27 protein-coding genes and 1 tRNA gene are annotated in these 25075 nt (G+C 45.2%); 21 read left to right on the top strand and 7 right to left on the bottom strand.

Annotated features, from left to right (window positions below):
• Positions 1 to 5: 5 nt before the first annotated feature.
• Genes FD974_RS04105 through bamC form a run of 5 tightly spaced genes read left to right on the top strand, consistent with a single transcriptional unit; the run spans position 6 to position 4779 of the window.
• Positions 6 to 854 carry a 3',5'-nucleoside bisphosphate phosphatase gene (locus FD974_RS04105; protein ID WP_215366043.1) on the top strand — a complete coding sequence of 283 codons (849 nt, stop codon included), beginning with the start codon at positions 6 to 8 and terminating at the stop codon, positions 852 to 854.
• A gap of 55 nt (positions 855 to 909) precedes the next feature.
• Complete coding sequence (locus FD974_RS04110) at positions 910 to 2112, top strand: tryptophan--tRNA ligase (RefSeq protein ID WP_215366044.1); 1203 nt, start codon at positions 910 to 912, stop codon at positions 2110 to 2112.
• Positions 2109 to 2684: a bifunctional 2-polyprenyl-6-hydroxyphenol methylase/3-demethylubiquinol 3-O-methyltransferase UbiG gene (locus FD974_RS04115; protein WP_251374661.1), complete on the top strand. Its 576-nt coding sequence runs from the start codon at positions 2109 to 2111 to the stop codon at positions 2682 to 2684. Before FD974_RS04110 ends, FD974_RS04115 begins: the two co-directional genes overlap by 4 nt.
• Positions 2685 to 2713: 29 nt before the next feature.
• On the top strand, positions 2714 to 3634 hold the full coding sequence (gene dapA / locus FD974_RS04120; protein ID WP_215366047.1) for a 4-hydroxy-tetrahydrodipicolinate synthase: 921 nt from the start codon (positions 2714 to 2716) through the stop codon (positions 3632 to 3634).
• Positions 3631 to 4779, top strand: a complete 1149-nt coding sequence (bamC, locus tag FD974_RS04125; RefSeq protein ID WP_215366050.1) for an outer membrane protein assembly factor BamC — start codon at positions 3631 to 3633, stop codon at positions 4777 to 4779. Before dapA ends, bamC begins: the two co-directional genes overlap by 4 nt.
• Before the next feature lie 79 nt (positions 4780 to 4858).
• On the opposite strand, the gene FD974_RS04130 is transcribed toward bamC, so the two are convergent.
• Together FD974_RS04130 and FD974_RS04135 are read right to left on the bottom strand one after the other, a co-directional pair.
• A complete protein-coding gene (locus FD974_RS04130) occupies positions 4859 to 5047 on the bottom strand; it encodes a hypothetical protein (RefSeq protein WP_215366053.1) in 189 nt (62 codons plus the stop codon).
• Between the two features lie 89 nt (positions 5048 to 5136).
• A complete protein-coding gene (locus FD974_RS04135; RefSeq protein ID WP_215366056.1) occupies positions 5137 to 6390 on the bottom strand; it encodes a cupin domain-containing protein in 1254 nt (417 codons plus the stop codon).
• A 44-nt stretch (positions 6391 to 6434) separates the two neighbouring features.
• Here FD974_RS04135 and FD974_RS04140 point away from each other — a divergent pair, with 44 nt between their 5' ends.
• Positions 6435 to 7025: a peptidylprolyl isomerase gene (locus FD974_RS04140; RefSeq protein ID WP_215366058.1), complete on the top strand. Its 591-nt coding sequence runs from the start codon at positions 6435 to 6437 to the stop codon at positions 7023 to 7025.
• An 8-nt stretch (positions 7026 to 7033) separates the two neighbouring features.
• On the opposite strand, the gene cysE is transcribed toward FD974_RS04140, so the two are convergent.
• On the bottom strand, positions 7034 to 7804 hold the full coding sequence (gene cysE, locus FD974_RS04145) for a serine O-acetyltransferase (RefSeq protein ID WP_215366061.1): 771 nt from the start codon (positions 7802 to 7804) through the stop codon (positions 7034 to 7036).
• 29 nt (positions 7805 to 7833) lie between these two features.
• Positions 7834 to 8586 (bottom strand): RNA methyltransferase, encoded by a 753-nt coding sequence (locus FD974_RS04150; protein WP_215366064.1) that lies wholly within the window; start codon positions 8584 to 8586, stop codon positions 7834 to 7836.
• Between the two features lie 127 nt (positions 8587 to 8713).
• Between FD974_RS04150 and FD974_RS04155 the strand changes: the two genes are divergently transcribed.
• The gene (locus FD974_RS04155; protein WP_215366067.1) at positions 8714 to 9502 is read left to right on the top strand and encodes an inositol monophosphatase family protein; all 789 of its coding nucleotides are present in this window, start codon (positions 8714 to 8716) and stop codon (positions 9500 to 9502) included.
• 3 nt (positions 9503 to 9505) lie between these two features.
• Here the strand turns inward: FD974_RS04155 and FD974_RS04160 are convergent, their stop codons facing one another.
• Genes FD974_RS04160 through FD974_RS04170 form a run of 3 tightly spaced genes read right to left on the bottom strand, consistent with a single transcriptional unit; the run spans position 9506 to position 11657 of the window.
• Positions 9506 to 10294, bottom strand: a complete 789-nt coding sequence (locus tag FD974_RS04160) for a UDP-2,3-diacylglucosamine diphosphatase (RefSeq protein WP_215366070.1) — start codon at positions 10292 to 10294, stop codon at positions 9506 to 9508.
• Positions 10291 to 10794 carry a peptidylprolyl isomerase gene (locus tag FD974_RS04165; protein ID WP_215366073.1) on the bottom strand — a complete coding sequence of 168 codons (504 nt, stop codon included), beginning with the start codon at positions 10792 to 10794 and terminating at the stop codon, positions 10291 to 10293. Before FD974_RS04165 ends, FD974_RS04160 begins: the two co-directional genes overlap by 4 nt.
• Before the next feature lie 2 nt (positions 10795 to 10796).
• Positions 10797 to 11657, bottom strand: a complete 861-nt coding sequence (locus FD974_RS04170; protein ID WP_251374662.1) for a lipopolysaccharide assembly protein LapB — start codon at positions 11655 to 11657, stop codon at positions 10797 to 10799.
• Positions 11658 to 11718: 61 nt separating this feature from the next.
• Between FD974_RS04170 and cysS the strand changes: the two genes are divergently transcribed.
• The 14 genes from cysS (at position 11719) to FD974_RS04240 (ending at position 25042) form a co-directional block, all read left to right on the top strand.
• Positions 11719 to 13146, top strand: a complete 1428-nt coding sequence (cysS, locus tag FD974_RS04175) for a cysteine--tRNA ligase (protein WP_215366076.1) — start codon at positions 11719 to 11721, stop codon at positions 13144 to 13146.
• A 39-nt stretch (positions 13147 to 13185) separates the two neighbouring features.
• A complete protein-coding gene (locus FD974_RS04180; protein WP_251374663.1) occupies positions 13186 to 13842 on the top strand; it encodes a DNA-3-methyladenine glycosylase in 657 nt (218 codons plus the stop codon).
• A gap of 9 nt (positions 13843 to 13851) precedes the next feature.
• Entirely contained in the window at positions 13852 to 14823 is a 972-nt protein-coding gene (locus FD974_RS04185; RefSeq protein ID WP_215366080.1) for an acetyl-CoA carboxylase carboxyltransferase subunit alpha, read from the top strand.
• Positions 14789 to 16096: a tRNA lysidine(34) synthetase TilS gene (tilS, locus tag FD974_RS04190; protein ID WP_215366086.1), complete on the top strand. Its 1308-nt coding sequence runs from the start codon at positions 14789 to 14791 to the stop codon at positions 16094 to 16096. Before FD974_RS04185 ends, tilS begins: the two co-directional genes overlap by 35 nt.
• Positions 16097 to 16158: 62 nt before the next feature.
• Positions 16159 to 17409, top strand: a complete 1251-nt coding sequence (locus tag FD974_RS04195) for an aspartate kinase (protein ID WP_215366090.1) — start codon at positions 16159 to 16161, stop codon at positions 17407 to 17409.
• Positions 17410 to 17488: 79 nt separating this feature from the next.
• Positions 17489 to 17583, top strand: a tRNA-Ser gene (locus FD974_RS04200).
• Positions 17584 to 17886: 303 nt separating this feature from the next.
• A complete protein-coding gene (locus tag FD974_RS04205) occupies positions 17887 to 18150 on the top strand; it encodes a PqqD family protein (protein WP_215366092.1) in 264 nt (87 codons plus the stop codon).
• Between the two features lie 65 nt (positions 18151 to 18215).
• On the top strand, positions 18216 to 20072 hold the full coding sequence (locus FD974_RS04210; RefSeq protein ID WP_215366094.1) for an asparagine synthetase B: 1857 nt from the start codon (positions 18216 to 18218) through the stop codon (positions 20070 to 20072).
• Between the two features lie 72 nt (positions 20073 to 20144).
• Positions 20145 to 20288 (top strand): hypothetical protein, encoded by a 144-nt coding sequence (locus FD974_RS04215; protein WP_215366097.1) that lies wholly within the window; start codon positions 20145 to 20147, stop codon positions 20286 to 20288.
• Positions 20289 to 20363: 75 nt separating this feature from the next.
• Complete coding sequence (locus FD974_RS04220) at positions 20364 to 20507, top strand: hypothetical protein (RefSeq protein ID WP_215366100.1); 144 nt, start codon at positions 20364 to 20366, stop codon at positions 20505 to 20507.
• Between the two features lie 89 nt (positions 20508 to 20596).
• Positions 20597 to 21493: a hypothetical protein gene (locus FD974_RS04225; RefSeq protein WP_215366103.1), complete on the top strand. Its 897-nt coding sequence runs from the start codon at positions 20597 to 20599 to the stop codon at positions 21491 to 21493.
• 105 nt (positions 21494 to 21598) lie between these two features.
• Complete coding sequence (locus FD974_RS04230; RefSeq protein WP_215366106.1) at positions 21599 to 22009, top strand: lasso peptide biosynthesis B2 protein; 411 nt, start codon at positions 21599 to 21601, stop codon at positions 22007 to 22009.
• A gap of 1 nt (position 22010) precedes the next feature.
• Positions 22011 to 23753, top strand: coding sequence for an ABC transporter ATP-binding protein (locus tag FD974_RS04235; RefSeq protein WP_215366128.1), 1743 nt, complete (start codon positions 22011 to 22013; stop codon positions 23751 to 23753).
• A gap of 41 nt (positions 23754 to 23794) precedes the next feature.
• Positions 23795 to 25042 carry a nucleotidyltransferase family protein gene (locus FD974_RS04240; RefSeq protein ID WP_215366130.1) on the top strand — a complete coding sequence of 416 codons (1248 nt, stop codon included), beginning with the start codon at positions 23795 to 23797 and terminating at the stop codon, positions 25040 to 25042.
• Positions 25043 to 25075: the final 33 nt, after the last annotated feature.

Raw genomic sequence — 25075 nt, forward strand, 5'->3', positions numbered from 1 at the left:
GGGTGATGACTGGTAATTTGACCATTAATGCTGATTTGCACTGCCATTCCGTGGTTTCGGACGGAACCTTGACGCCAGAGGAGTTGGCAGAGCGCGCCCATGCAAATGGTGTCCAGATTTGGGCATTGACTGATCATGACGAACTAGGCGGTCAAGATCGGGCTCGGGCAGCGGCATCTACATTAGGCATTCAATATCTCTCTGGTGTGGAAATTTCTGTTACCTGGATGGGTCATACGATTCACATAGTCGGATTGGGAATTGATGCAACACATATTGGGATCTTGGAGGGTTTACGACGCACGCGGGATGGTCGTGGTAATCGCGCCAAGCTCATGGCCGAACAGTTGCTAAAAGCTGGAATACCTGGGGCTTACGAGGGCGCACTGCTTTTCGCAGGCAATCCAGAATTAATTGCTAGAACCCATTTTGCTCGCTTTCTAGTAGAGCAGGGCGTTTGCCGTGACACAGAGCAAGTCTTTAAAAATTACCTCGTTGAAAATAAGCCCGGATATGTTCCCCATCTTTGGGCAACTCTGGATGATGCCGTAGCTTGGATCAAGGCTGCTGGTGGAGTTGCTGTTATTGCCCACCCAGGTCGATATAAACTGAGTGCCATGCAGATGGATGAGCTATATAAACACTTTAAAGATATTGGCGGCATTGGCATTGAAGTGATTACCGGTAGCCACAGCCCAAATCAGTACCAAACTTATGGCAAGATTGCCCAGCATTATGGTTTTTTAGCCTCCCGTGGATCTGATTTTCATGATCCGCAAGAGAGTTATATAGATCTGGGTGCATTGCCACATTTGCCAGACAATTTAACTCCTGTATGGTCCCTTTTCCATTAAGCGATTTATCGCCCACCACTCAACCAATTAATATCCCTAAAGAATAAAGATCAAGATGTTTGCAGAACGCGTTCTCTCTGGCATGCGACCGACCGGTAGTTTGCACCTTGGCCATTACCATGGCGTCCTCAAGAATTGGGTGCGCTTGCAGTCAGAGTATCCCTGTTTCTTTTTCGTAGCAGACTGGCATGCATTAACCACTCACTACGAGACTCCAGATGTTATTGAGCAGTCTGTTTGGGATATGGTCATTGACTGGCTAGCTTGTGGCGTAGACCCCAATCAAGCAACCCTGTTCATTCAGAGCAAAGTGCCTGAGCATGCCGAGCTATTTTTATTGCTGTCTATGGGTACGCCATTGGGTTGGCTTGAGCGTGTGCCAACCTATAAGGATCAAATTGAAAAGCTCAAAGAAAAAGATTTACAAACATACGGTTTCCTAGGCTATCCACTATTGCAGGCTGCTGATATTTTGATTTATAGAGCTCAGTTTGTGCCTGTGGGCGAAGATCAGGTGCCTCATGTGGAGATGACGCGTGAAGTAGCTCGCCGTTTTAATTATCTCTATGGACGTGAGCCTGGTTTCGAAGAAAAAGCCCTTGAGGCCGTGAAGAAGTTAGGCAGTAAACGCGCCAAGATGTATGCCGAGTTGCGTGTTGCTTTTCAGGAACGCGGTGATGATGAGGCATTAGAGCAAGCCAAAGCCTTGCTACAGGAGTCCCAAAGTCTTTCTATGGCAGATCGAGAAAGACTCTTCGGTTTTCTGGAAGGGGCTCGCAAAATTATTTTGCCTGAGCCTCAAGCTTTGCTGACAACAGCATCCCGTATGCCTGGAATTGATGGGCAAAAGATGTCTAAGTCTTACGGCAATACCATTAGCATTCGCGAGAAGCCCGAAGAGGTGATTCGTTCTATCCGAACTATGCCAACGGATCCTGCGCGAGTAAGAAGAACGGATCCTGGCGATCCAGCCCGTTGTCCAGTATGGCAGCTACATACTGTGTATTCGGATGAAAATACCAAAGCCTGGGTGCAAAAAGAATGTCAATCCGCAGGCATTGGCTGTTTGGAGTGCAAGCAACCCGTGATCGATGCTATTTTGGCTGAGCAGCAGCCTATGTTTGAGCGAGCACAAAAATATTTGGACGATCCCAGTCTATTGCGTTCCATCATTGCTGATGGTTGCGATAAAGCGCGTAAAGTGGCTCAAGAGACCATGCGTGAGGTTCGTGAATCTATGGGCTTGGATTACGATTGAGTAAGGTCGCTTTGCATCAGCATGATCCCATTGCTAGGCCTTCGCCATGGGTAGAGCGTTTTGCAAAAGCGATTCCCCAAGGGGGTATAGTCCTTGATTTGGCTTGTGGAGCAGGACGTCACACCAATTTCCTGGCTGCCTTGGGGCATCAGGTTCTTGGTGTTGATCAAGATATTACTGCGCTGAGCTCCCTACAAAATCCCGCTATAGAGCTGCGCCAACTCGACTTAGAAGGCTCTCAATGGCCTTTGGATGGGCTAGAGTTTGCAGGTATTGTGGTCACCAATTACTTGTACCGACCATTTCTGGATCGCCTACCTAATCTGCTGATGGATGGTGGTGTCTTGATTTATGAAACCTTTGCCCTCGGAAATGAACGCTTTGGCAAACCTTCCAACCCCAATTTCCTCTTAAAACCAGGAGAATTGCTCGCTTTAGCCAAAGAATTCTCCCTCAAAGTGATTGCTTATGAGGATATTTACGTGGATGAACCCAAACCAGCCGTGGTTCAGCGGATCTGCGCTGTAAAAGGGCATTTAAACGGGGACATTCCGTTACAATTTCGTAGTTAATATAGCCAAAAATCGGTACATATTCGGTCATGAATACAGCTCAATCTGCAGGAAATAAGAAGACCATTGCTGGTAGCATGCCAGCCATCGTGACCCCGATGTTTGAAGATGGCAGTCTTGATTTCCAGGCTTTACGTTCTTTGCTAGATTGGCATGTCGCCGAAGGTTCTGATGGTATTGTGATTGTCGGTACTAGCGGTGAATCTCCAACAGTCTCCGTAGAAGAGCATTGTGAGTTAATTAAAGTCACTGTTGAGCACATTGCTGGCCGCATTCCTGTGATTGCAGGCACTGGCGGAAATTCCACAACTGAAGCTACTGAGCTGACCCAGTTCGCAAAATCCGTTGGAGCAGATGCCAGCCTTCAAGTCGTACCGTATTACAACAAGCCAACTCAAGAGGGCATGTATGCCCACTTTAAGAAAATTGCTGAGTCAGTTGATCTGCCCGTTATTTTGTATAACGTTCCGGGTAGAACCGTTGCTGATTTAGCTGGCGAAACTGTTGTGCGTTTAGCCTCAGTACCCGGGATTATTGGCATTAAAGATGCTACTGGCAGTATTGAGCGCGGCACTTTATTGCTTGCTGATTTAAAGCGTGCTGGCCATCAGAATTTCTCTGTATTTTCAGGAGATGATCTGAGCGCTGCACTCTTGATGCTGATGGGTGGCAAGGGCAATATTTCGGTGACGGCTAATATTGCGCCACGCTTAATGCACGATCTTTGTCAGGCCGCCATGTCTGATGATGTCGTTAAAGCCCGCGCTATTCAATATCAATTACTGGCTGTTCATAAGGCCATGTTTACCGAGGCAAATCCAATACCAGTGAAATGGGCCCTTCATGAAATGGGTAAGATCACTGCTGGTATTCGTTTGCCTTTAACCCCTTTAAGCGTTGCTTTGCGTGAACCTTTGAAGATAGCAATGAAACAGGCTGGTTTACTATGATCAAATTAATGCAACTATTGCGCCATTACAGCGTAAGTCTTGCAATCATTTCTCTTCTCACTCTCGGTTTGGCAGGCTGCAAGTCTGTGACAACCAACGATACAGTCGATTACAAAAGTGCTGGCGCGGTGCGCGGGCCAAACTTATCTTATCCACCAGATCTCATTACGGCTCAAGCAGATCGTCGCTATATTGTGCAAGATGGCACAGCAACCATGTCTGAGTACAACGCTGCAGTAAATAAGTCAGTGCAGATGCGTAAGAATGTCATGACCGGTATACCCGGTATGCGCATTGCGCGAGATGGTGAGCGCCGCTGGTTAGTTGTTGAAAAGCCCGCTACTGAGTTGTATCCCCAAATTAAAGATTTTTGGCAAGAGAATGGTTTCTTATTGGTGATCGATTCTCCATCAACTGGAATCATGGAAACCGATTGGGCAGAAAATCGCTCTAAGATTCCGCAGGACTTCATTCGCTCTACCATAGGTAAAGCGATTGATTCACTTTATGACACTGGTGAGCGTGATAAATACAAGACGCGCTTAGAAGTGAGTAAGCCTGGCGAAACAGAGATTTACATCACCCAACGCGGTGCTTTAGAGGTGTGTACTACTGACAGTACCGGTTCTTGCATCTCTACTATTTGGACAGCACGCCCTAATGATCCAGAGCTTGAGGCCGTCTTCTTGGCGCGCTTAATGGAACGCTTGGGGATGACGCAAGAACAAGCCAAAGCCCAAGTGGCTGTGCCTCTGGGTCCCAAGACACCAAAAGCGAAGTTGATTCAAGATGGCGTCAATACTGCGCATATTGAAATGGCTGCCGGCTTTGATCGTGCTTGGCGTGATACGGGTTTAGCACTTGATCGCTCCAACTTTACTGTTGAAGACCGTAACCGTGCCAACGGAATTTACTATGTTCGCTACGTTAACCCCAAGGATCTTGGCGACACTAAAGGCTTCTTTACCAATCTCTTTAGTAGTAAAGATGATTCCAGCTTGAAGGCCAAAAAATATTTGGTTGTGGTGAAATCCACTGGAGAAAATACTGCTAGCGTCTATGTTCAAAATGCTGAGGGTCAGCCTGAGAATACCCCTGCTGGTTTGCAACTGTTAACCCTATTGACTGAACAACTGACGCGCTAAGAGCCTAGGTATTACGTTTTAAAAAATGAGGTAATAAAAAAGCCGCTCAAGAGCGGCTTTTTTTACTTCAAGAAGAAGATTACTTCTTAGCGTCAGCAGGAGCGGCTGGAGCAGCAGCAGGTGCAGCAGGAGCATCAGCAGCAGGAGCGGCTGGAGCAGCAGCAGGTGCGGGAGCAGCTGGAGCTTCAACTGGCTTAGCTTCTTCTTTTTTACCGCAAGCGGCCAAAGCGATTGCCAACATGGCTAGGAGTGCGAGTGACTTCTTCATTTGTAATTTCCTCTTAAAAAATGACATTAGTTACCGGTAATTGAACCTCGAAAAGTGCAGGGAAACCCTTAGGTACTTTCCATTAGTAATTATAGCCATCTCTCGGTGCTGGGTGAAAAAATCAGCCAGCCAGCGAGATAGGCCTCAAAGAGGCTATCTTCTGGGTTGTTAGCAATAAAACCTGATCCCTTGAGTAATCTTTTGGCTGCAAGGCTCTGCCATGCCTTTTGGTTAAAAGGAGTTTGCCCTAAGGTCATATCCTCACCATTGCAAAAAATGGTTTTACCCAGAGCGATGAGGCGGGTTTGTGGGTGAGGGACTAAAGCTTGCTTTGAAAGCAGGGACTTAAATTGCCCAATATCTAAAGCATCTTTGGGCGGGGTAAATATCGCTTGAGGCTTCGGCTCACTCAGATATTCGGCAACCCCAGGCATGAAGGTTTCCACTTGATCTAGCTTTAAATTACGTAATAAAACCGCTATTTGCTTGCTCAGCTCATTCGGCAATTGCTCTGGCGAAGTAGTAGCCCCTTGTCTAGGATCGGCAAAGCGTTTTTCCAACTCAGGAACATTCTCCAGTGATTCGGCCAATCGCCAGAGCCCCTCTTGGATTAATTCCTTATAGCTTTGAGCGCGAAATCCAACAGACCAGGTTTGGCAGCCGGCATCTAAAGCAATTCCGTCATGAGCAATGTGGGGAGGGAGGTAGAGCATATCGCCTGGCTCTAAATCCCATTCTTGCTCTGGTTGAAAGTTCTGCAAGATTTTTAAGGGAAGGTCTGGGCTTAGGCTCAAATCAGTTTGCTCAGAAATCTTCCAGCGACGCCGTCCAGACATCTGAATTAAGAATACATCGTAGGAGTCAAAGTGTGGCCCCACGCCACCCCCAGGCCCCGCAATGCTAATCATGAGGTCATCTAAGCGCGCATCTGGAATAAACCGAAACCATGACAGCACATTTGCAGCGGCAGGGTGCCATGCTTCCATCCCTTGAACTAGTAGAGTCCAATCTGCTGTCTCTAGCGAGGGTATCGATTTTTTGCTAAACGGACCTTCTTCAAAACTCCAAGGGTGCGCTTTAATCAGTCTAGATTCAACATCGTCTTTACTGGCGATTTTGAATAATTCTTTTGGTGAGATTGGGCTAGAAAGTGGTTCATGCACTGTTTTAGCCAACTCAAAAGCAGGGATTGCGCCACGCACTAATAAAGGCTTCTTATGCCAATATTTCTTCATAAACTTCTCTGGGCTAATCCCCCCTAAGAGGGCCCAGGGCAGGTCTAAAGGCAAGTTTTCTGGGGCTTGTGGTGGCTCGTAGGGCTTGCTCAAGTAAAATGCTGTCATATAAGTAAAAAGCTGTTTATTACACTAAGTTGAATGAATTACGCATGAAGATCGAAAAAAATACCGTTGTGTCCCTGCGCTATAAGCTAACCGATGCGCAAAATAATATTATCGAGGAACCCGATTCCCCGATGGTATACCTGCATGGCGGATATGAGGGCACTTTTCCAAAGATTGAAACCCTATTAGATGGCCAAGATATTGGCTATGAGGCTAGCATTCAGCTCGAACCCGCCGAAGCCTTTGGTGAATATGATCCTGAACTCTTAAAGATTGAGCCTCGTGCCCGTTTTCCTGAGCCTTTGGAGGTTGGCATGCAATTTGAAGGCGTTCCTGATGAAGAGGGTGATGCTGACTCAACAGATGATGAGGATGAGCCTTTGATCTATACCGTTACCGATGTTGCTGATAGCCAAGTGGTATTAGATGGCAACCATCCACTGGCCGGTATGGCTTTACGTTTTTGGGTTCAGGTTGAAGATGTACGTGTAGCTACAGATGAAGAGATCGAAAATCGCCATCCTGATGGTGCGCAGGCATTTGCATTTGGCATGCCTGATGACTCAGATGATGGTGATGATGATTTCATTGGTGGTACCACGGGACCTAGTGGCAGTGCACCGACCTTACATTAAGGCTGTTCTTATTCTTTAAGCCACTCTTTGAGAACGCCAAGCTCCCGCTTGGTGTCGCTAGTATCTTCAGGCTTGGCATCCGATGGCAAGTTACTCAATTTAGCGAGCGTCTTTTCTAAAGCGGCAATCTTTGCTTCTTGCTCCAAGGTGGCATCAATTAATCCCTTGAGAGCCATCGAGACTGGATCATCAACATTGGGGGTCACGCCATAAGCGGAGAAATATTCTTTAACCTTGCTATCGGCATGATTGGTTTTCGGTAGATCGGGATGAAGAATGCGAGCCGGAATACCAACTGCTGTTGCACCAGGAGGAATTTCTTTCAGGACAACAGCATTAGACCCCACGCGCGCGCCATCACCGACAGTAAAGCCGCCAAGCACTTTAGCGCCAGCACTAATCACAACCCCTTTACCAAGAGTAGGGTGGCGCTTAACGCCTTTGTATAAAGAGGTGCCTCCTAGGGTAACGCCCTGGTAAATGGTGCAATCATCACCGATTTCAGTAGTCTCGCCAATCACAATGCCAAGACCGTGATCTAAAAATACCCGTTTGCCAATCTTGGCACCCGGATGAATTTCAATGCCGGTAATCCAGCGAGACACCATCGAAAGTAAACGTGCAATCCACTTCAAGCCCAAATTCCATAAACCATGGGATAGGCGATGAAGCCAGACTGCATGCAAGCCAGGGTAGCAGGTAATCACCTCAAGGCGATTTCTGGCAGCCGGGTCACGGGCAATGATGGAGTCGACTTGGTCGAAAAGTGGATTAGACATGTAGTGATTTTAACGGGTAAAGCGCAATATTATTTTTTGAGCAACATCTGCTTGGCGATGCCACGTAGAAGATCTACCTCTTCTTTATGTAGACGGGCTCTCGCAAATAATGCCTGTAGTCGGGCCATGAGCTTCTTGGGATTGGCGGGATCTAAAAAGCCAATAGACTCTAGTCCTTGCCTCCAATGGTCTAGCATAGCGGCAACTGCTGCAGGATCAGCGTATTCAATAGCTTCAACTTTGCCAAGGTCCTTCTCAGCTGGCGATGATTCTTGGTTCAAAGCCTCTCTTAAAGTAAAGGCACAGGCCATGATTGCCTGAGCCAGATTGAGTGAGGGATAGAGTGGATTGGCGTCTAACCAAACGCGATGCGTGCATAAACTCAGGTGTTTATTATCTAGACCGGTCCTCTCAGGACCAAATAACAAAGCGACTTGTTGCTGACCAGTAACTGCCTGCAAAATCAGCTTGCGTGCCTCTTGCCATGACAGCTCTGGAGGGCCAAATTCTCGATCGCGACTCGTTAAACCCAGTACCAGACTGCAATCTTCTACAGCCTTATCCAAAGAATCTACCTCTTGGCTACTCTTCAGAATATCGCCAGCGCCACTGGCTAGGGCAATGGCTTCTGGTTCTTGGGCAATATTGGGGATTTTGGGATTGATCAGGCGTAAGTCATCAAAGCCCATAGTTTTTAGGGCCCGTGCTGCAGAGCCCACATTTCCGGGGTGGCTAGTCTCAAGCAAAATCCAGCGAAATAACTGGGATGGGGTGGTATTCATAGAGCTTGTATAGGTCTACCTTATGGAGGCTTTGGAACAATCGTTTAGAATCAGAGCATTAGCTCCTTATTGTCATGCAGTTTGCAATCTGGCGAGCTCGTTCTTATTTAATTTGTCCATCAAAACTATGCATCCCATGTTAAATGTGGCCGTAAAGGCTGCCCGTCGTGCTGGAACCGTGATCAATCGGGCGTCACTCAATTTAGAGCGTTTACAGGTTGACCGTAAGCAGCATAATGATTTTGTAACCGAGGTGGACAAACAGGCTGAAGCAGCCATCATTGAGACTTTAAGCGAGGCCTATCCGACCCATGGATTTTTAGCGGAAGAGACGGGCGCGCAAAATACCGATGCAGAGAATGTATGGATCATTGATCCACTCGATGGCACGACCAATTTTATTCATGGCTTTCCACAATATGCTGTATCCATTGCACTTGCTGTAAATGGTGTTACTCAGCAAGCGGTAGTGTATGACCCTACACGTGATGAACTCTTCACCGCAACCCGTGGAGCTGGCGCTTACCTTGATCGTCGGCGCTTACGCGTTGCAACACAAGATCGTTTAGCTAACTCCTTATTGGGTACTGGCTTTCCATATCGTGAAGATCAAGACCTAGAAAAGTACCTCAAGATATTTGCAGAGATGTCTCGTCAATGTGCCGGTCTGCGTCGTCCTGGTGCTGCGTCCTTAGATTTAGCTTATGTTGCAGCAGGGCGTTACGATGGTTTCTTTGAGAGCGATCTCAAGCCCTGGGATATGGCTGCAGGCGCTTTATTGCTGACTGAGGCGGGTGGTCTGATTGGCAACTATCGAGGTGAAGAGGGTTACCTGCAAAGTGGCGAAGTGATGTGTGCTAATCCCCGCATTTTTGCGCAGATGGTGCAGTGCCTATCTAAATATTCCGCCTGCTAAATATTAGGTTTTGATCAGATCCAGATAGCGCACGCCATCTGGATTGATGAGTAGTGCGCTTGCTCTTGGTCGAATGCTTTCGGGGTGATCGAGATCCCAGTCAGAGAGGACCCAACGCTGCCAGGATTGCTCGCCCAAACTTTCCTGATGGTGGGCGGGCAGATGGGTATGACCATGGATCAAACGATCTCCTGCTTGATCTCTTAAGATGGCAGCACAAGCCGCTGTAGTGACATCTCCTTTTTCAGGGAGATTAGCGGCTACTAAAGACTGAGTGCGTTGATAGCTGGCAGAGCTATTACTACGCAGTTGCTGGGCAATCGATTTGCGCCAAGATAGTGGCATTTTTAAAAATAGCTTCTGGATCCATGATTTACGAACCCATCCTCTGTAGACTTGATAGCCTACATCGGCAGTGCACAGTGAGTCCCCATGGCTGAGCACATAGTCTTGGCCCGCAATTTCAATTTTGGATGGATCACTGAGCAAGCTCATGCCAGACTTGCTTAAATAGTCTGAGCCTAATAAAAAATCTCGGTTACCGTGAAGGTAATAAACTTTGATTTTGGTAGAGAGTGTTGCAATGGCGCGCTTGACCTCTTGATGAAAGGGTGACTGCAAGACAGCATCATCGCCCACCCAATATTCAAAGAGATCTCCCAAAATAAATACGGAATCTACTTTGGGCGCCTCTTTTTCACAGAAGTCAAAAAATCGTTGTGCCGTCAAGGGCATTGACGGCGTGAGGTGTAAATCCGATATGAGCAGCGCGCTCTCGTACTGGGGAATCATTCCTCTAAAACAGATGCCTTTTCGATTACAACATCTTCAGTAGGAACATCTTGGTGAAAGCCAGCGCTACCCGTTTTTACTTTACGAATAGCATCTACTACATCTAAACCATCTGTGACCTTGCCAAATACTGCATAACCCCAGCCTTGAGCATTAGGAGCTGTATGGTTTAGAAAATCATTGTCATTGACGTTGATGAAAAATTGGGAGGTAGCAGAATGGGGGTCGCTAGTGCGCGCCATGGCAACCGTACCGCGCTCATTTTTGAGTCCATTGTTGGCTTCATTTTCAATTTCAGCGCCAGTGGGTTTTTGTTTCATGCCAGCAGTCATGCCGCCACCTTGAATCATGAAGTTATCAATGACGCGGTGGAAAATAGTGCCATCGTAGTGACCACTTTTAACGTACTGTAAAAAGTTAGCTACGCTCTTAGGTGCTTTGACAGCATCGAGAGTCAGGGTGATATCGCCTTTATTAGTTTTAAGAAGAACTTTCGCCATGGTTAAGGTTTACTTTCTGATGGGTTAGGGGTTGGAGTGGATTTGTTAGTGCTTGAATTTCCGCTACGCACATTCTTAGTGGGTTTCAAGATTTCCAATAAAGCCTTTGCTCTATTAGCGTAAAGACGTTGATTGAGTTGTAAATTTTTAGCTGCGTTGTCATAGGCTTGCGCTCCCAGTCTTACATAGACTTCGCCAAGGTTAGCCGAGGCCAGTCCATAGCTCGGACGCAATTTAAGGGCAAGCTCTAAATAGTCCCGCGCTTCTATCCAATTGTTTTGGTTGGCTGCCAATGCTGCCAAATTGTTATAAGGCTCGGGCAATTCTGGAAACTGCTGGGTAATTTCAATAAGGGTCTTTTTAGCAGCATCCCATTGCCGCATTTCGATTTGTAGGCGTGCTTTGACATAACGAAGCTGAACGTTGCGTGGCGTTTTCTTGAGCAGTTGATCAATTAACTGTATTGCCTCAGGATATTTTTTAGCTTTGACCAGGCGCTCTACATCGGAAGGAATAGCATTTTTGGTGACAGGGTCCGGCTCAATAATCAAGAAGGAAAGAAATGGGACAGCTACCGAATCGGATAACTCGGGATTGAACTGGTCATAGCTCCCCAGGTTGCTAGAGAGTCTTGGCGGGTCATTCGGACCATAAGATCCCAAGTAGGGCGCTTGAGCATTGGGATTTTTCTCGACATTGGCTGCATTGAGGGCTGTAATTTCAGCGTCAGCTAGCTGTTGTCCAGGCGTACTGCACCCATTGAGAAGAAAAGCGGCCAGAAGAGGGCAGAATACCCAAAAAGAGGCAAAACGACGGGCAAATGGTTTAGCTGGCATAGGGGGAAGGGTGGAAAACAGACTCATTCGATATACTCAGCGCTCAGTCTAACAAATTGGCGCCACTTACCCCACCTTTATAGCCTCTATGCTGCAAATCTATAACACTCTTACTCGTTCAAAGCAGGCCTTCAAACCCATTGTTCCAGGCAAAGTCAAGATGTATGTCTGCGGGATGACTGTTTATGACTTCTGCCATATTGGGCATGCGCGGGTGATGATTGTGTTTGATATGGTGGCCCGTTGGCTGAGGGCTAGTGGATTTGAGGTTATCTATGTGCGCAATATTACTGATATTGATGACAAAATCATTAGTCGCGCCATCGAAAATGCTGAACCTATTGCTGCCTTAACGAATCGCTTTATTGATGCTATGCATGCAGACTCTGATGCTTTAGATTTAGTGCATCCAGATCAAGAACCGCGCGCTACAAATTACATTTCCCAAATGCAGGGGATGATCGGCCGTTTGATTGAAAAAGAATTGGCTTATCAAGGCGAAGATGGTGATGTCAATTTTGCTGTGCGTCTGTTCCCTGAGTATGGTCAGCTCTCTGGCAAATCGCTCGATGAGCTCAATGCCGGTGAGCGGGTTGCAGTAGGTGGTGGTAAACGCGATCCCTTGGACTTTGTTTTGTGGAAGAGTGCAAAAGCAGAAGAGCCTGCAGATACTCGTTGGGCATCCCCATGGGGTGAGGGTCGTCCTGGTTGGCATATTGAGTGCTCTGCAATGTCATGTGATTTACTGGGTGAGCATTTTGATATTCATGGTGGCGGTGCTGATTTACAGTTTCCGCATCACGAAAATGAGATTGCGCAAAGCGAAGGTGCTTTGTATGGCAAAGATCGTCAGCCTAAGGACCAACCTTTTGTGAACTATTGGATGCATAACGGGCATATTCGGGTTAATGAAGAAAAGATGTCTAAATCCCTAGGCAATTTTTTCTTAATACGCGATGTGCTCAAGCGCTTTGATCCAGAGGTCCTGCGCTTTTTTATGTTGCGTGCTCATTACCGTAGCCCCATCAATTACAGCGATACCCAGCTAGAAGAGTCCCGCTCAGGTCTTGCCCGCCTTTACACAGCCTTGGCCTCAGTCCCGGTATCAAACACAACGTTTGATGCCGAGTCACCATGGGTTAAGCGCTTTGGTGAGGCGATGAATGATGATTTCAATACCCCCGAGGCTATTGCCGCATTATTTGATTTGGCAACAGAGGTCAATCGCGCACAGGGTGAGGAAAAAATCCAGTTAGCTAGTATCTTGAAGGGCTTGGCCGGGACATTGAATTTTTTACAGCGTGATCCAAGCAGCTTTTTACAAGCGGGATCCCCGGCGGATGCAGGTGGTGAACAGTTGTCAGTAGCTGAAATTGAAAAACAGATTGCAGCGCGAGCTACCGCTAAGCAAGCAAAAGATTTTGCTTTATCAGATCAGATTCGTAAAAGCTTACTTGAGCAGGGTGTCGTGTTAGAAGACAAGCCGGGCGGCATTACTGAGTGGCGCCGAAATTAATATTAAACGCGCAATAGAGCGCCTACTAGTGGAATTATTTTGAGTAAAGTAGCAGAGCAAGCAATTATCGAGTCTGTAGCCCCCGATTACTGGGAACAAGCTTGCGCCCAATTAATGAAGCAAGATCGCATTCTTAAAAAGGTTATTCCAAAACATGGGCCTGGTTTCTTGATGACTCGCGGTGATCCTTTTACAACTTTGGCTAGAGCCATCGTTGGTCAGCAAATCTCAGTTGCTGCAGCACAGTCGGTGTGGAATAAAGTCCTTATGACCCTCAAAAAAAAGGTGAACCCACAAAATATATTGGCCTTATCCATTGAGGACTTGCGTACTGCTGGATTATCGGGCCGTAAAGTGGAATACATTCGTGATTTAGCCCAGCATTTTGATTCTGGTCGTTTGCATGCCAATCAGTGGCAAGGGATGGAAGATGAAGACATTATTAAGGAATTGTGTGCAATTCGGGGTATTGGGCGCTGGACAGCCGAAATGTTCCTCATTTTTAATATGGTGAGGCCGGATATCCTGCCCTTAGATGATGCAGGGCTAATTAAGGCCATTTCCCTCAATTACTTCAGTGGAGAGCCTGTTAGCAGGCATGAAGCCCGCGAAGTGGCAGCTAATTGGGCCCCTTGGCGCACGGTTGCCACCTGGTATATGTGGAGAAGTATCGACCCCGCGCCCGTTGAATATTAAAATCAGCCTATGAAAACGACTTTCCTGGATTTTGAGCAATCAATCGCTGAACTAGAGTCAAAGATTGAAGAATTGCAATTCGTACAAGATGAATCATCGGTTGATATTTCTGATGAGATTAAAACGCTCACCGAAAAAAGTCAGCAGCTCACTAAAGATGTTTATGCGAATCTAACGCCTTGGCAAGTTTCCCAAGTCGCACGTCATCCACAACGACCTTATACCTTGGATTATGTTGGTGCGCTGTTTACAGATTTTCATGAGCTGCATGGCGATCGTAGTTTTGCAGATGATCAATCCATCATTGGCGGTTTAGCCCGTTTTGATGGTCAACCGTGCATGGTGATTGGACATCAAAAAGGACGTGACACCAAAGAGCGCGCTCTCAGAAACTTTGGCATGAGTCGTCCCGAGGGTTATCGCAAAGCTATGCGTTTGATGCGTCTTGCTGAGAAATTTAAATTACCGGTATTTACTTTTGTAGATACACCAGGTGCTTTTCCTGGCATTGATGCTGAAGAGCGCAATCAGTCTGAAGCGATTGGTCGCAACCTATATGTGCAAGCAGAATTAGAGGTGCCTATTATTGCCACCATTATTGGTGAGGGTGGTTCGGGCGGTGCTCTTGCTATTGCTATGGGTGATGTTGTGTTGATGTTGCAAAACTCAACCTATTCGGTGATCTCTCCTGAAGGTTGTGCCTCGATTTTGTGGAAGACTGCCGATAAGGCTCCCGAAGCTGCCGAGCAATTGGGCTTGACTGCGCAGCGTTTAAAAACCCTAGGCCTCATCGATAAAATCGTCGCTGAGCCAGTAGGTGGCGCACACCGTGATTACAACACGATGATGATCAACATGCGTAAGGCCCTAGCTGAATCCCTTAAAACGTTTGATGGCATTAAAGTGGATGCGCTTCTCGAGCGTCGCCATGAGCGCTTAATGAGCTATGGCAAATTCAAGGAAATCGAACCTAAGTCTTAATGTAATACAACGCATCGGGGTTGCCGTTAGTGGTGGCCTAGATTCGGTTGTGTTGCTTGATACGGTTTGCAAATCGGTCAAACAGAATGCTCAATGCAATACCGAAGTTTGGGTATTGCATATTCATCATGGTTTGCAAAAGCCAGCAGATCAGTGGCTTGAGTTTTGCGAGAAACTTGCTAAAAAATACCAAGTCCATTTCGATTTTCGTTTATTACATTTTCATGATCGATCAATGGGCAATATTGAAGCGCGAGCCAGGGCAGGGCGCTATGAAGCGCTGACAGAGCTCTGTGCTGAACATGCCATTGATGATTTATTGCTTGCCCATCACCAAAATGATCAAGCAGAAACGATCTTGTTGCAGCTCCTCCGTGGTTCTGGCGTAGCCGGTTTATCGGGAATGCCGACGGAACGTATCAATACGATTGACGGCCATTCAATCTCTCTTTGGCGACCCCTCTTAGGTCACAGCAGGGCAGATTTAGAGGCCTATGCAAAGCAACACAAACTCAAATGGGTGGAAGATCCCAGCAATCAAAGTGTGGCTTATCGGCGTAACGCGATTCGTAAGCAGATTATTCCCAGACTGGAAAAAATTCAGCCAGAGGCAGTTGCCAATCTAGCCAGAAGTGCTGAGCTATTGGCTCAATCTCAGAAGTTATTAGATCGTCTTGCTATCTTAGATGGCAAAGAAATCATTCAGGATGCGCAGCTGCAAGTACCCCTTTTACTTAACTTAGCAAAACAGGATTTACCTGCTGCCAATAATGTCATGCGCTTTTGGCTCAAATCTAATGGCTTAGCCATGCCATCACAAGAGCGATTAGAGTCATGGTGGCGCGATCTGCGTAAAGTCAAAGCTGATTCCAAGCTTGAATGGATGCATGATCAGAAAAAGATCTACCTTTGGCGTCACAATCTCCAAGTGGTTAATGAGGGAAGCGGTCGCTGGGAGCTCAGGTCCTTACCGGCGCATTCCAAGCTAAGAGGCCTGCCCGCTTCTTGGGTAAAACAAGCCCAAGACAGCAACCAACTGACTTTCAAGGTCCGTCAGGGCTCGGAAAAGATTCAGATTAGGCCTAATACTCCTCGTAAAACCCTCAAAAACCTATTCCAGGAGGCTGATGTACCGCCTTGGGAGCGTCATGCACCTTTGCTCTATATCAACGATGAGTTGGTTGCAGTGGCTGGTGTAGGGCTCAGCTATCCGCATTTGGTTGCTTCGGGCAAACGGGTCCTGCCAGAATGGGTGCAAAACCCTGTAAAATAAGCCCTTTTTAGACCCTCAAGGAAATTGTTTCCTTGTCACAGATAGTTAAATAGACGGCTTTTATGGCTCTTATCGTTCATAAATATGGTGGCACCTCAATGGGCTCAACGGAGCGCATTGCGAATGTTGCCAAACGCGTTGCTAAATGGATGCGCGCTGGTCACCAAGTGGTGGTTGTACCCTCAGCGATGTCTGGCGAAACCAATCGTTTGCTTGGCCTTGCAAAAGAAATCAATCCCGATGCAAATCCCCGTGAACTCGATCAAATTGCCTCCACAGGTGAGCAAGTGAGTTCTGGTCTTTTAGCATTGGCATTAATGCGTGAAGGCATTGATGCAGTGAGTTATGCCGGCTGGCAGGTTACTGTCCACACCGACTCCTCCTTTACGAAGGCGCGCATTAAGAGTATTGATGATCAAAAAATCTTGGCCGATCTTAATGCTGGTCGTGCTGTAGTGGTTACTGGCTTTCAGGGGGTAGATCCTAACGGCAACATTACGACCCTAGGTCGTGGCGGCTCTGACACATCAGCAGTCGCTATGGCTGCGGCTCTCAAGGCGGATGAGTGTTTAATCTACACAGACGTTGATGGTGTATACACCACTGATCCACGCGTTTGTGAAGATGCGCGCCGCTTAGACAAAATTACTTTTGAAGAAATGCTAGAGATGGCTAGCTTGGGTTCAAAAGTGTTGCAAATTCGTTCTGTGGAGTTTGCAGGGAAGTACAAAGTTAAAACCCGGGTTCTGTCTTCATTGACAGATCCATTGATGCCCTTAGACCAAGAGATGAAGTCGGGCACCTTGATTACATTTGAAGAGGACAGCACTATGGAAGCCGCAGTTATTTCCGGCATCGCCTTTGCGCGTGATGAAGCAAAAATTACCGTTCTTGGAGTTCCTGATCGCCCAGGTATTGCTTATCAAATTTTGGGCCCAATTGCCGATGCCAATATTGATGTCGACATCATTATTCAGAATCAATCCGTTGAAGGTAAGACCGACTTTACCTTTACCGTTCCACGTGCCGATTATCAAAAAGCACTCGACATTCTCAAGAATACTGTTCAGGCACACATTGAAGCAAAAGAAATTTCTGGTGATCCTAAGGTTTCTAAGGTATCCGTGGTTGGCGTTGGTATGCGTTCGCACGTTGGCGTTGCCAGCAAAATGTTCCGTACTTTGTCAGAAGAGGGTATCAATATCTTGATGATCTCTACTAGCGAAATCAAGATTTCAGTAGTGATTGATGAGAAATATATGGAGCTGGCTGTGCGAGCCTTGCATAAGGCCTTTGAGCTGGATCAGAAGTAAAAATAGGTATTAAAGCGCTGTAAATCCCTGCAGCTATAGGAATCAGTTAAACTGTGGGGCGTTGTAATTGCATCAATACGGAGACGTGGCCGAGCTGGTCGAAGGCACTCCCCTGCTAAGGGAGCATCGGGGCTAAAACTCTGATCGGAGGTTCGAATCCTCTCGTCTCCGCCATTAGGTATTGCATAAGCCCATAAACTCAGTGAATCTATGGGCTTTTTGCTTTTTAAAAACCTTGCACATCAATCATCTAATATTCTTTTTATTTTATCAATTAGGTTTGGATGATCTGCCGAGTGGCTGTCTAGAGCGGTAACTTGATGTCTCTTCTCACCAAGATCGTCAAAATTTCAGCATCTATGGATTGTTGCAATCCGTAATGGCTAAATAAAGACATTCAAGGCATAAAATGAAAGCTTAAACGTCTGGTAAGACAGGCTATTATTTGTCCAATTAAACAATTTGAATAATGGTGCAATGATGCTCATAATACGCAATCCTGATTTGCTTGAAACATCATTAGATGATGAATTAGTATTGATGAGCATTGACCGTGGCTGCTACTATGGTTTAGAAAATACTGCAAAAACAATATGGGAATTGCTTGATAAACCCAAAACCCAAGAGCAGCTTCTGAATGCCTTAAAGGAAAAATATGATGGTCAGCCTGAAATTATTGAGCGCGACTTAAATGCTTTCCTAGATAAATTATTAGCATCCCAAATGGTAAAGCTTGCATGAGTGGATGTTTTTTTGGTATCTACCAAAACAGCAATGATGTAGTAGACCCCATATCATTGGAGGCAATGAATCTAGCACTTTCCTATTGGGGGTCAGATGGTGGGGGTCTTTTTTGCGAAAAGCAAATCGGCTTGGGATCTAGACTTTTACACATAACTGCTGAAGATCATTTTGAACATCAGCCTTTGATAGTGGGGTCATTGTGTCTCGTCGCTCGAGTCAGGTTAGACAATAGAAGCGAACTTTGCCAAACGCTTGGTTTAAAAAACAACCCTCATTTACCCGATAGCCAAATTCTTATGGCAGCTTATCGGTATTTTGGGCAAGCTTGCGTTGATTATCTGGAGGGAGATTGGAGCTTTGCACTTTGGGATTCCTCTGATGAGTCCTTATTTATTGCTAGAGATGCTAGTGGTAATACCGGTCTTTATTATTGGTGGAACGGATCCCAGTTGGTTTTTAGTAATGGATTAAAGGGTATTCTTGCTCACCCAGAGTTTGAACAACAAATAAACCCCGCAGTGATTGCAGATTTGCTTACGGTATCTCATCACTCGGAAATACAAGCTCAAACCGTCTATACAGGCATCAAGCGATTATTGCCAGGCAACTGCTTATTGTTAAAGCAGGGGATTTTAAAGATATTTCAGTGGTGGAACCCGGAGAGGCTTGATCCCTTAAATTTTTCTAATCCTAAAGAGTGCTATGCAGAATTTCAGACTCTCTACGAAAAAGTAGTGAGAGAGCAGCTGCGTATTGGTGATGGTCAGGTTGCCGCCACCCTCAGCGGCGGCCTGGATTCGGGATCAGTTGTGTCGCTTGCTGCGCCCAAGTTGAACGTAAAGAGTGCTGAGCTAACAGCGTTCGTGCATGTCCCTTTATATGTTCCGACCTCAGAAGGACATACGCGCACGGGAAATGAAATCCAGATGGCGACAGCTACAGCGCAATTCGTTGGGAATGTGAATATAGTCCCCATTCTAAGTGAGAAAAAGACATTGCTTTGGGGGCTGAAGAGGGGGTTGGAGATTCATGATGCCCCTGGTCACGCGGCATCTAATTATTTCTGGCTATTTGATATTCAAGAGCAAGCTCAAGCCATGAATGCACGTGTCTTACTCACTGGTCAAATGGGGAATGCAACCATCTCTTATAGTGGCGATGGTAATTTGTGGCCTGAAATCAGAAGGGGTCAATGGAAATCGGTTATATCTGAATTGTTGTGTGATTCGAATGGAGTTTTGAAATCTCTAAAGCGCAGAATTATTCGTCCTATCCTTTTGCCGCTTCTTTTGCATTGGCGCAATCGTAAGGTAAATAATCTAAGTTATGTGAATGACTACTCTTATATCAACCCTGATTTTGCAAATGAAATCAAGATTCACCAGGGGAATAATTGCAGGGGGTTGGGATTATTCACTTCCTTCTTTCAAGACCCCTCCCAAGATCTCATAAGACAGTTTCGACTTGGTCTTTTGGGTGGTGGAGCATCTGGGGCTCTTTGGATGGAGGCTGGCGCTGCCCACCATTTGGATGTGCGTGATCCAACCAGAGATAGACGCATCATCGAATTTTGTTGGCGTTTGCCTGATTCAATCTTTTGGGCTGGCGGGGTAAAGCGCGGCTTAATCAGAAAAGGTCTGGCAAATTACTTGCCATTAGATGTCCTGACATCTACAAAAAAAGGCCTGCAGGTTGCCGATATTCATGAAAGGTTAAAAAATGAACTCCCAGAGTTTTTGGCTTTGGCTAATGAATTAGCCATGAGTTCTGCTGCAGATTACGTCGATATGACAAGAATCAAGGATGATTTAGGAACCATGAATGATGGAAATTTACCCAGTCTTCAAAAGATTCAAGGCTTAATACGATCAATCCAGGTTGCTATGTTTATACGAAACATGACATCAAGAAGTGCGTAGAATTCTAGCTGGTGGGTTATGATGGTTAAAATCTCACTTTCCCAGCAATAAATTAGTTTTGAGGTGCTAAATATGAATGAGTTTCTTGAATTGGTTGATGATTTGCAAAGAGAGCCATGGCAAGCCCCAACTCTTAAAGAGATGGATTTGGCGAGATATACTCAAAATGGCCTCAATCCCGGTGCTGATGGCGTTGGGTTTGATGCGCTATCTTAGTGTCGCATCTATTGACGTGATCGGATTCCTAATCCCCCGATCATTCCATTGAAAAAATTTGATACGAGAGTCCTTATGAGTGAAAATGATGTTAGTGAAATTGCTGCGACTGTCGCCGAGAAATGGCAGGCTCCAGAGCTTAGAATTATCGATGTGTCAGAGCGAACCCTTGCTGACCCAGGAGGTCTCAATAGTGACGGTTTTTCTTTTGATTCTTAATTAGCCATTACCTTCGCTTGTCTTTGCTTAATTTCTTATGCCTAAATGATTGCTATTCTCTAGGTGGGCTCGTTTAACAGATAATTTTAATGCCTACATTTTCTGCATTTGGATGTGTTTGGCGCACCTCTAAAGATTTCAGCTGGGGATTTTCTTTGCCCCCAAAAATTGTTGCTGATCCCACGTACCCTATAGTTCTTATTGAGGATCAGGGATTTTTAACTTCTCCTCACGAAATAATCAGTGGCTTAAGTTATTCGTCAGATGGCTTTTGGCGTCTTGGAATACCTAATCTTGCCCTGTTTGAAATTAGTGCAAACCACATTAGAGTGAGGACCCTTGAAAATGCATCACCTCAAGCTGTCGGAGTGTATTTAGCCGGTTCTGCAATGGGAGTGGTATTGCATTTGCAGGGAATAATCCCCATGCATGCCTCAACTGTTATCAAACCAGATGGCAGTGCAGCTCTATTTTGTGGTCATTCTGGAGCAGGAAAGTCGACAATATCCTGTGCATTAGCACTGAATGGTTACGCTAGTCTTTCTGACGATGTTACAGCTATTAAATTTGATACCCACGGCCGGGCATGGGCATATCCAGGTATTGGAAGAACAAAGCTTTGGGGGAATGCTCTCAAGCTACTTGATATCAAGTCAGAGAGGCAAATTTGGCCAGAAATGGATAAATACTTTGTTGACTTGCCGATTTGTGATCGACCGGTGCCTGTAGGCAGCATATATGAGTTGATTTTGTCTGATGATTTAGAGGGTATCGAAAAAGTGAAGGTGGAGGGTATGGGGCGTATATCAACATTACTGCAGCATACCTATAGACCTAGTTTTATAGATATTCTTGGTCTGAAATCTGGCCATATGGCTAGGGTTGCTAAGTTAGCCCCTCAAGTCCAAATTTCTCAGATCTTACGAGCATCTGACCAGAATACTGTGGGCGATATTGTCTCTTTGGTAACAAATGACTGGATTTAGATGCCCTATTGCTATAGTTTTAGGCTGTAAATTCCACTGTAAGGGATAGTTTTGCACTTATTGCATCTGATTTCAGCTTTTTTTCAGCAATCAATTTCTCGCAAAATGAAACTGCTGAGTGTAATTGGTTTGCTGATATGGGCCACTCTTTGTATCCGACTCCTACCATTTAAGTACTCAGCATCGCTAATGGGAAGGGCTGGCATGGTGGCGCCTAGAGGGCTTAATGAAGATCAGATGCAAGAGGCATCTGATCTTGCATGGGCCATGCATTGCATTGTCCGGCACATACCTTGGGATGCCACCTGCTTAATTCAGGCTTTGGCATGTCAAGTTTGGCTTATTCAGCATCGCTTGCCAGCTACAGTTTTTCTGGGTGTATCTAAGGATAGCGATCAGCCTGTTGCAAATTTTCAAGCGCATGCTTGGGTTCTTTGCGGTCAAAATGTGATTGTTGGCGGCCAAAATGTATCTTGTTTTAAGGTCATCGCATCCTTTGGGGGGTACGGTGCTTAATATGTTCTCAATGAAATTCTATCTACCAAATACATTTCGCCCATGGCAATTATTGTGGAAAATCACCCAAATTAAAAAACTTACAACACTTTTTTTCTTGATGTTAATGGTTGGATTAACTGAAGGGGTGGGAATATTATTATTGGTTCCCCTAATAAATGCCGTCAATGGGTTAGGCGAGGAGAGTTTTTGGCTTAATGCGCTGTTACTGCCCCTCAAAAATCTTGGGATTAGCCCGACCCTTTGGGTTTTAATGAGCATCTTTATCTCTCTTGTTTTAATGCGATCAATATTGCAGTATTGCAGGGATGTCGTAAGTGTTAGATACCAATATGAATTGGTTGATCATCTAAGGAGAAACTGCTTTGGCGGCCTAATGAATGTCGAGTGGCGCTGGTTCAGTGAAAAAAGGCAAACTGATTTCTCCAACATATTGCTCACGGATATTAATCGCGTTGGTACAGGACTTCATTTTTCATTAGCTTTAGCAGTATCCATGGTGAGCATATCCGTCTATTTAATTGCTGCCTGGATTTTGTCATGGCAAATGACATTATTTGCGGTTGCTAGCAGCATCCTTTTGCTTTTTTCCCTGTCTAAACAAAGCAACGCTGCACTTACTGTAGGCAGAGCAATGAGTGAGGCAGGTCGATCCCTTCATTCAAGCGTACAAGGCTCTTTAGAGAACATCAAGCTAATTAAAATTCTATCCAATAAGGAGCAATATTTGCACTCTTTTGATAGGGCAGTGATGGAGGTTAGAGGTCAGCAGATTAAGTTTATAAAGACTTCCAGCTTGTCAAAATCGCTTTATCAGGTCGGTGGCATCCTTTTATTAAGCATCTTTTTGTATTTTGGGTTGACTTACTGGAAAACACCATTTTCTGAAATATTGACTCTGATATTTATCTTTAGTCGCTTAATGCCATTGTGCATATCTGCTCAGCAACAATATCACCATTGCCTTCATGAGCTCCCGGCATTAGAAGGTATTAATAAGTTGTTAGGCGAATGTGAATTGGCTTCAGAGCCTCCATTGGAATCAAATCTAGATTGGTCGGTAAATAACTCTATTGAGTTGAAAAATGTTACGGTTAAGTATGTTGGACGAAAAAAAGCTGCTTTAAGTGATATTTCACTCGCCTTTCAAGCTAACACTACTACCGTAGTAATGGGGCAATCTGGCTCTGGAAAAAGTACATTAGCGGATGTTTTAGCAGGCTTATTGATGCCTGATCATGGCGGTTTATTTGTTGATGGTGTCATGGTAGAAGGCGGCGAACGCATTAAATGGCGTCAGTCAGTTGCTTATGTGCCTCAAGATGTATTTTTATTTCATGACAGCATAAGAAATAATCTGCTATTAGGAAATCATTCTGCAACCGATTATGAGCTAACTAAGGCGATAAGAGATGCGGCAGCAGAATTTGTATTCAATTTACCCCATGGCCTAGATACTATTATTGGTGATCGAGGCGTTCAGTTTTCTGGGGGAGAGCGTCAGCGAATAATGCTTGCTAGAGCCTTGTTAAGAAAGCCAAGTTTATTCATTCTCGATGAGGTAACTAGTAGCTTGGATAATGAGAGCGAAGCCCGAATCTATGATGGGATTAAATATTTGCAAGGAGCTCATACCATTATCATCATTACTCATCGAATGCCAGATAAAATTAACGCCGATCAAGTTATCACATTAAAGTCAGGAAATGCCCTGATTCATTCTAAAAACTCAAAAATTATCTAACTTGATGCGTTGCGCTTTCTTAATTTGGGTTCAATTTTATTATGCTTAATTACGACACTACTGGAAGATTGTTGCTTAAGCTTCTATCACCCGGTCAAATTTCTTCGGACGATGCTTTGCTTGAGATGGACAAAGAATCCCAAAAACCCTTTTTGGATATGATTTTGAGTCATCGGCTAGGGCCTTTAATGCGTTATATGCTTCGCAAATACCATTCTAATATTAGGATTCCAAAGTCTTTAAGCGCAACTCTTGATCATGAATTTAGGATTTCTACATTTAGGTCATTACATGCTCAACAGTGCTTAATAGAAGCACATCGCATTCTAGGCACCCAGGATATACCTTACATTGCATTGAAAGGGGCTTACTTGGCATTTCATTCCTATCCATTTGCAAGCTTAAGACCTCTGAGGGATATTGACATACTGGTTCCAAAAGGCCGTGAACTGGATGTATATGGCCTTTTATTGGGGAAAGGTTATCAAAGAATAAAAAAATATGGGGGAAGTCCTGAGGTAGCCTCAAGAAAAAGTCACCATTTACCACCGTTACTTGACCCTACAGGACGCTTTAGCATAGAAATTCATAACTCCTTGTCACATCCAGGTGATAGCGGTTTAAATTTAGCAGACAGTAAAGATTTTTGGTTTCGATCGGTAAGAAAAGTTATTGGCAAGGAGTTAATTCAGTTTGAATCCCCGACAGATCTTTTGCTTCATTTGATTCATCATTCTGTTCAACACCATCGATTTAATAATGGACCTTTAATTATTTCAGACATATATTTTCTTCTTATCAATGAAGAGATAGATTGGGACTTATTCTGGGGCATTGCCAGCCAGAGTTCTATGACATCGAGCTCCAGCCTAATGTTTAAGATTCTTGAGAAATATTGGCCTGAATCTACGGGCCTTATAGCTTGGCCTAAATATGCTACCAAACAAGCATCCGTCAGCGTGATTGATGACGCTGCGTTAAGCATGCTTCGGGATTATGAAAATCGAGGTGAAATCGCATTATTGAGCGATTTTGCGGGTTCTAATAGATATGAAAAATTAAGACTTATATTGACTAGGGCGTTTCCTAGTTGCGAAGCAATTTGTAGTCTTTATCCGGTAGACCCTGGTTCTTGGAGGCTTTTTCTATATTACCCAATCAACTTATGTCGTATTTGTTTCGGCAGGATTCCTAAATTTTTAAGCTTAAGGTCACCTCATCACCTTCATGAAATAAGACGCCTTAAGCGAGTAAGCGCTTGGTTAGAATATAGCGAGCGTCCCATGTAAATGGTTTACCCATTTGAATTCAGAGTTTTAAAC

This window comes from Polynucleobacter sp. es-EL-1 (assembly GCF_018687975.1).
Taxonomy (GTDB): Bacteria; Pseudomonadota; Gammaproteobacteria; order Burkholderiales; family Burkholderiaceae; genus Polynucleobacter.

Bases quoted from the DNA above. Each gene is read 5' to 3' on its own strand.
- FD974_RS04205 (WP_215366092.1), top strand. From the start codon at position 17,887: ATGATGCTCATAATACGCAATCCTGATTTGCTTGAAACATCATTAGAT.
- bamC (WP_215366050.1), top strand. From the start codon at position 3,631: ATGATCAAATTAATGCAACTATTGCGCCATTACAGCGTAAGTCTTGCA.
- FD974_RS04210 (WP_215366094.1), top strand. From the start codon at position 18,216: ATGAATCTAGCACTTTCCTATTGGGGGTCAGATGGTGGGGGTCTTTTT.
- FD974_RS04195 (WP_215366090.1), top strand. From the start codon at position 16,159: ATGGCTCTTATCGTTCATAAATATGGTGGCACCTCAATGGGCTCAACG.
- FD974_RS04105 (WP_215366043.1), top strand. From the start codon at position 6: ATGACTGGTAATTTGACCATTAATGCTGATTTGCACTGCCATTCCGTG.
- FD974_RS04155 (WP_215366067.1), top strand. From the start codon at position 8,714: ATGCATCCCATGTTAAATGTGGCCGTAAAGGCTGCCCGTCGTGCTGGA.
- FD974_RS04135 (WP_215366056.1), bottom strand. From the start codon at position 6,390: ATGACAGCATTTTACTTGAGCAAGCCCTACGAGCCACCACAAGCCCCA.
- FD974_RS04220 (WP_215366100.1), top strand. From the start codon at position 20,364: ATGAGTGAAAATGATGTTAGTGAAATTGCTGCGACTGTCGCCGAGAAA.
- FD974_RS04140 (WP_215366058.1), top strand. From the start codon at position 6,435: ATGAAGATCGAAAAAAATACCGTTGTGTCCCTGCGCTATAAGCTAACC.
- FD974_RS04160 (WP_215366070.1), bottom strand. From the start codon at position 10,294: ATGATTCCCCAGTACGAGAGCGCGCTGCTCATATCGGATTTACACCTC.
- FD974_RS04130 (WP_215366053.1), bottom strand. From the start codon at position 5,047: ATGAAGAAGTCACTCGCACTCCTAGCCATGTTGGCAATCGCTTTGGCC.
- cysE (WP_215366061.1), bottom strand. From the start codon at position 7,804: ATGTCTAATCCACTTTTCGACCAAGTCGACTCCATCATTGCCCGTGAC.
- FD974_RS04185 (WP_215366080.1), top strand. From the start codon at position 13,852: ATGAAAACGACTTTCCTGGATTTTGAGCAATCAATCGCTGAACTAGAG.
- cysS (WP_215366076.1), top strand. From the start codon at position 11,719: ATGCTGCAAATCTATAACACTCTTACTCGTTCAAAGCAGGCCTTCAAA.
- FD974_RS04235 (WP_215366128.1), top strand. From the start codon at position 22,011: ATGTTCTCAATGAAATTCTATCTACCAAATACATTTCGCCCATGGCAA.
- FD974_RS04150 (WP_215366064.1), bottom strand. From the start codon at position 8,586: ATGAATACCACCCCATCCCAGTTATTTCGCTGGATTTTGCTTGAGACT.
- FD974_RS04165 (WP_215366073.1), bottom strand. From the start codon at position 10,794: ATGGCGAAAGTTCTTCTTAAAACTAATAAAGGCGATATCACCCTGACT.
- FD974_RS04110 (WP_215366044.1), top strand. From the start codon at position 910: ATGTTTGCAGAACGCGTTCTCTCTGGCATGCGACCGACCGGTAGTTTG.
- FD974_RS04170 (WP_251374662.1), bottom strand. From the start codon at position 11,657: ATGAGTCTGTTTTCCACCCTTCCCCCTATGCCAGCTAAACCATTTGCC.
- FD974_RS04215 (WP_215366097.1), top strand. From the start codon at position 20,145: ATGAATGAGTTTCTTGAATTGGTTGATGATTTGCAAAGAGAGCCATGG.
- FD974_RS04230 (WP_215366106.1), top strand. From the start codon at position 21,599: ATGAAACTGCTGAGTGTAATTGGTTTGCTGATATGGGCCACTCTTTGT.
- FD974_RS04225 (WP_215366103.1), top strand. From the start codon at position 20,597: ATGCCTACATTTTCTGCATTTGGATGTGTTTGGCGCACCTCTAAAGAT.
- tilS (WP_215366086.1), top strand. From the start codon at position 14,789: ATGGCAAATTCAAGGAAATCGAACCTAAGTCTTAATGTAATACAACGC.
- FD974_RS04240 (WP_215366130.1), top strand. From the start codon at position 23,795: ATGCTTAATTACGACACTACTGGAAGATTGTTGCTTAAGCTTCTATCA.
- dapA (WP_215366047.1), top strand. From the start codon at position 2,714: ATGAATACAGCTCAATCTGCAGGAAATAAGAAGACCATTGCTGGTAGC.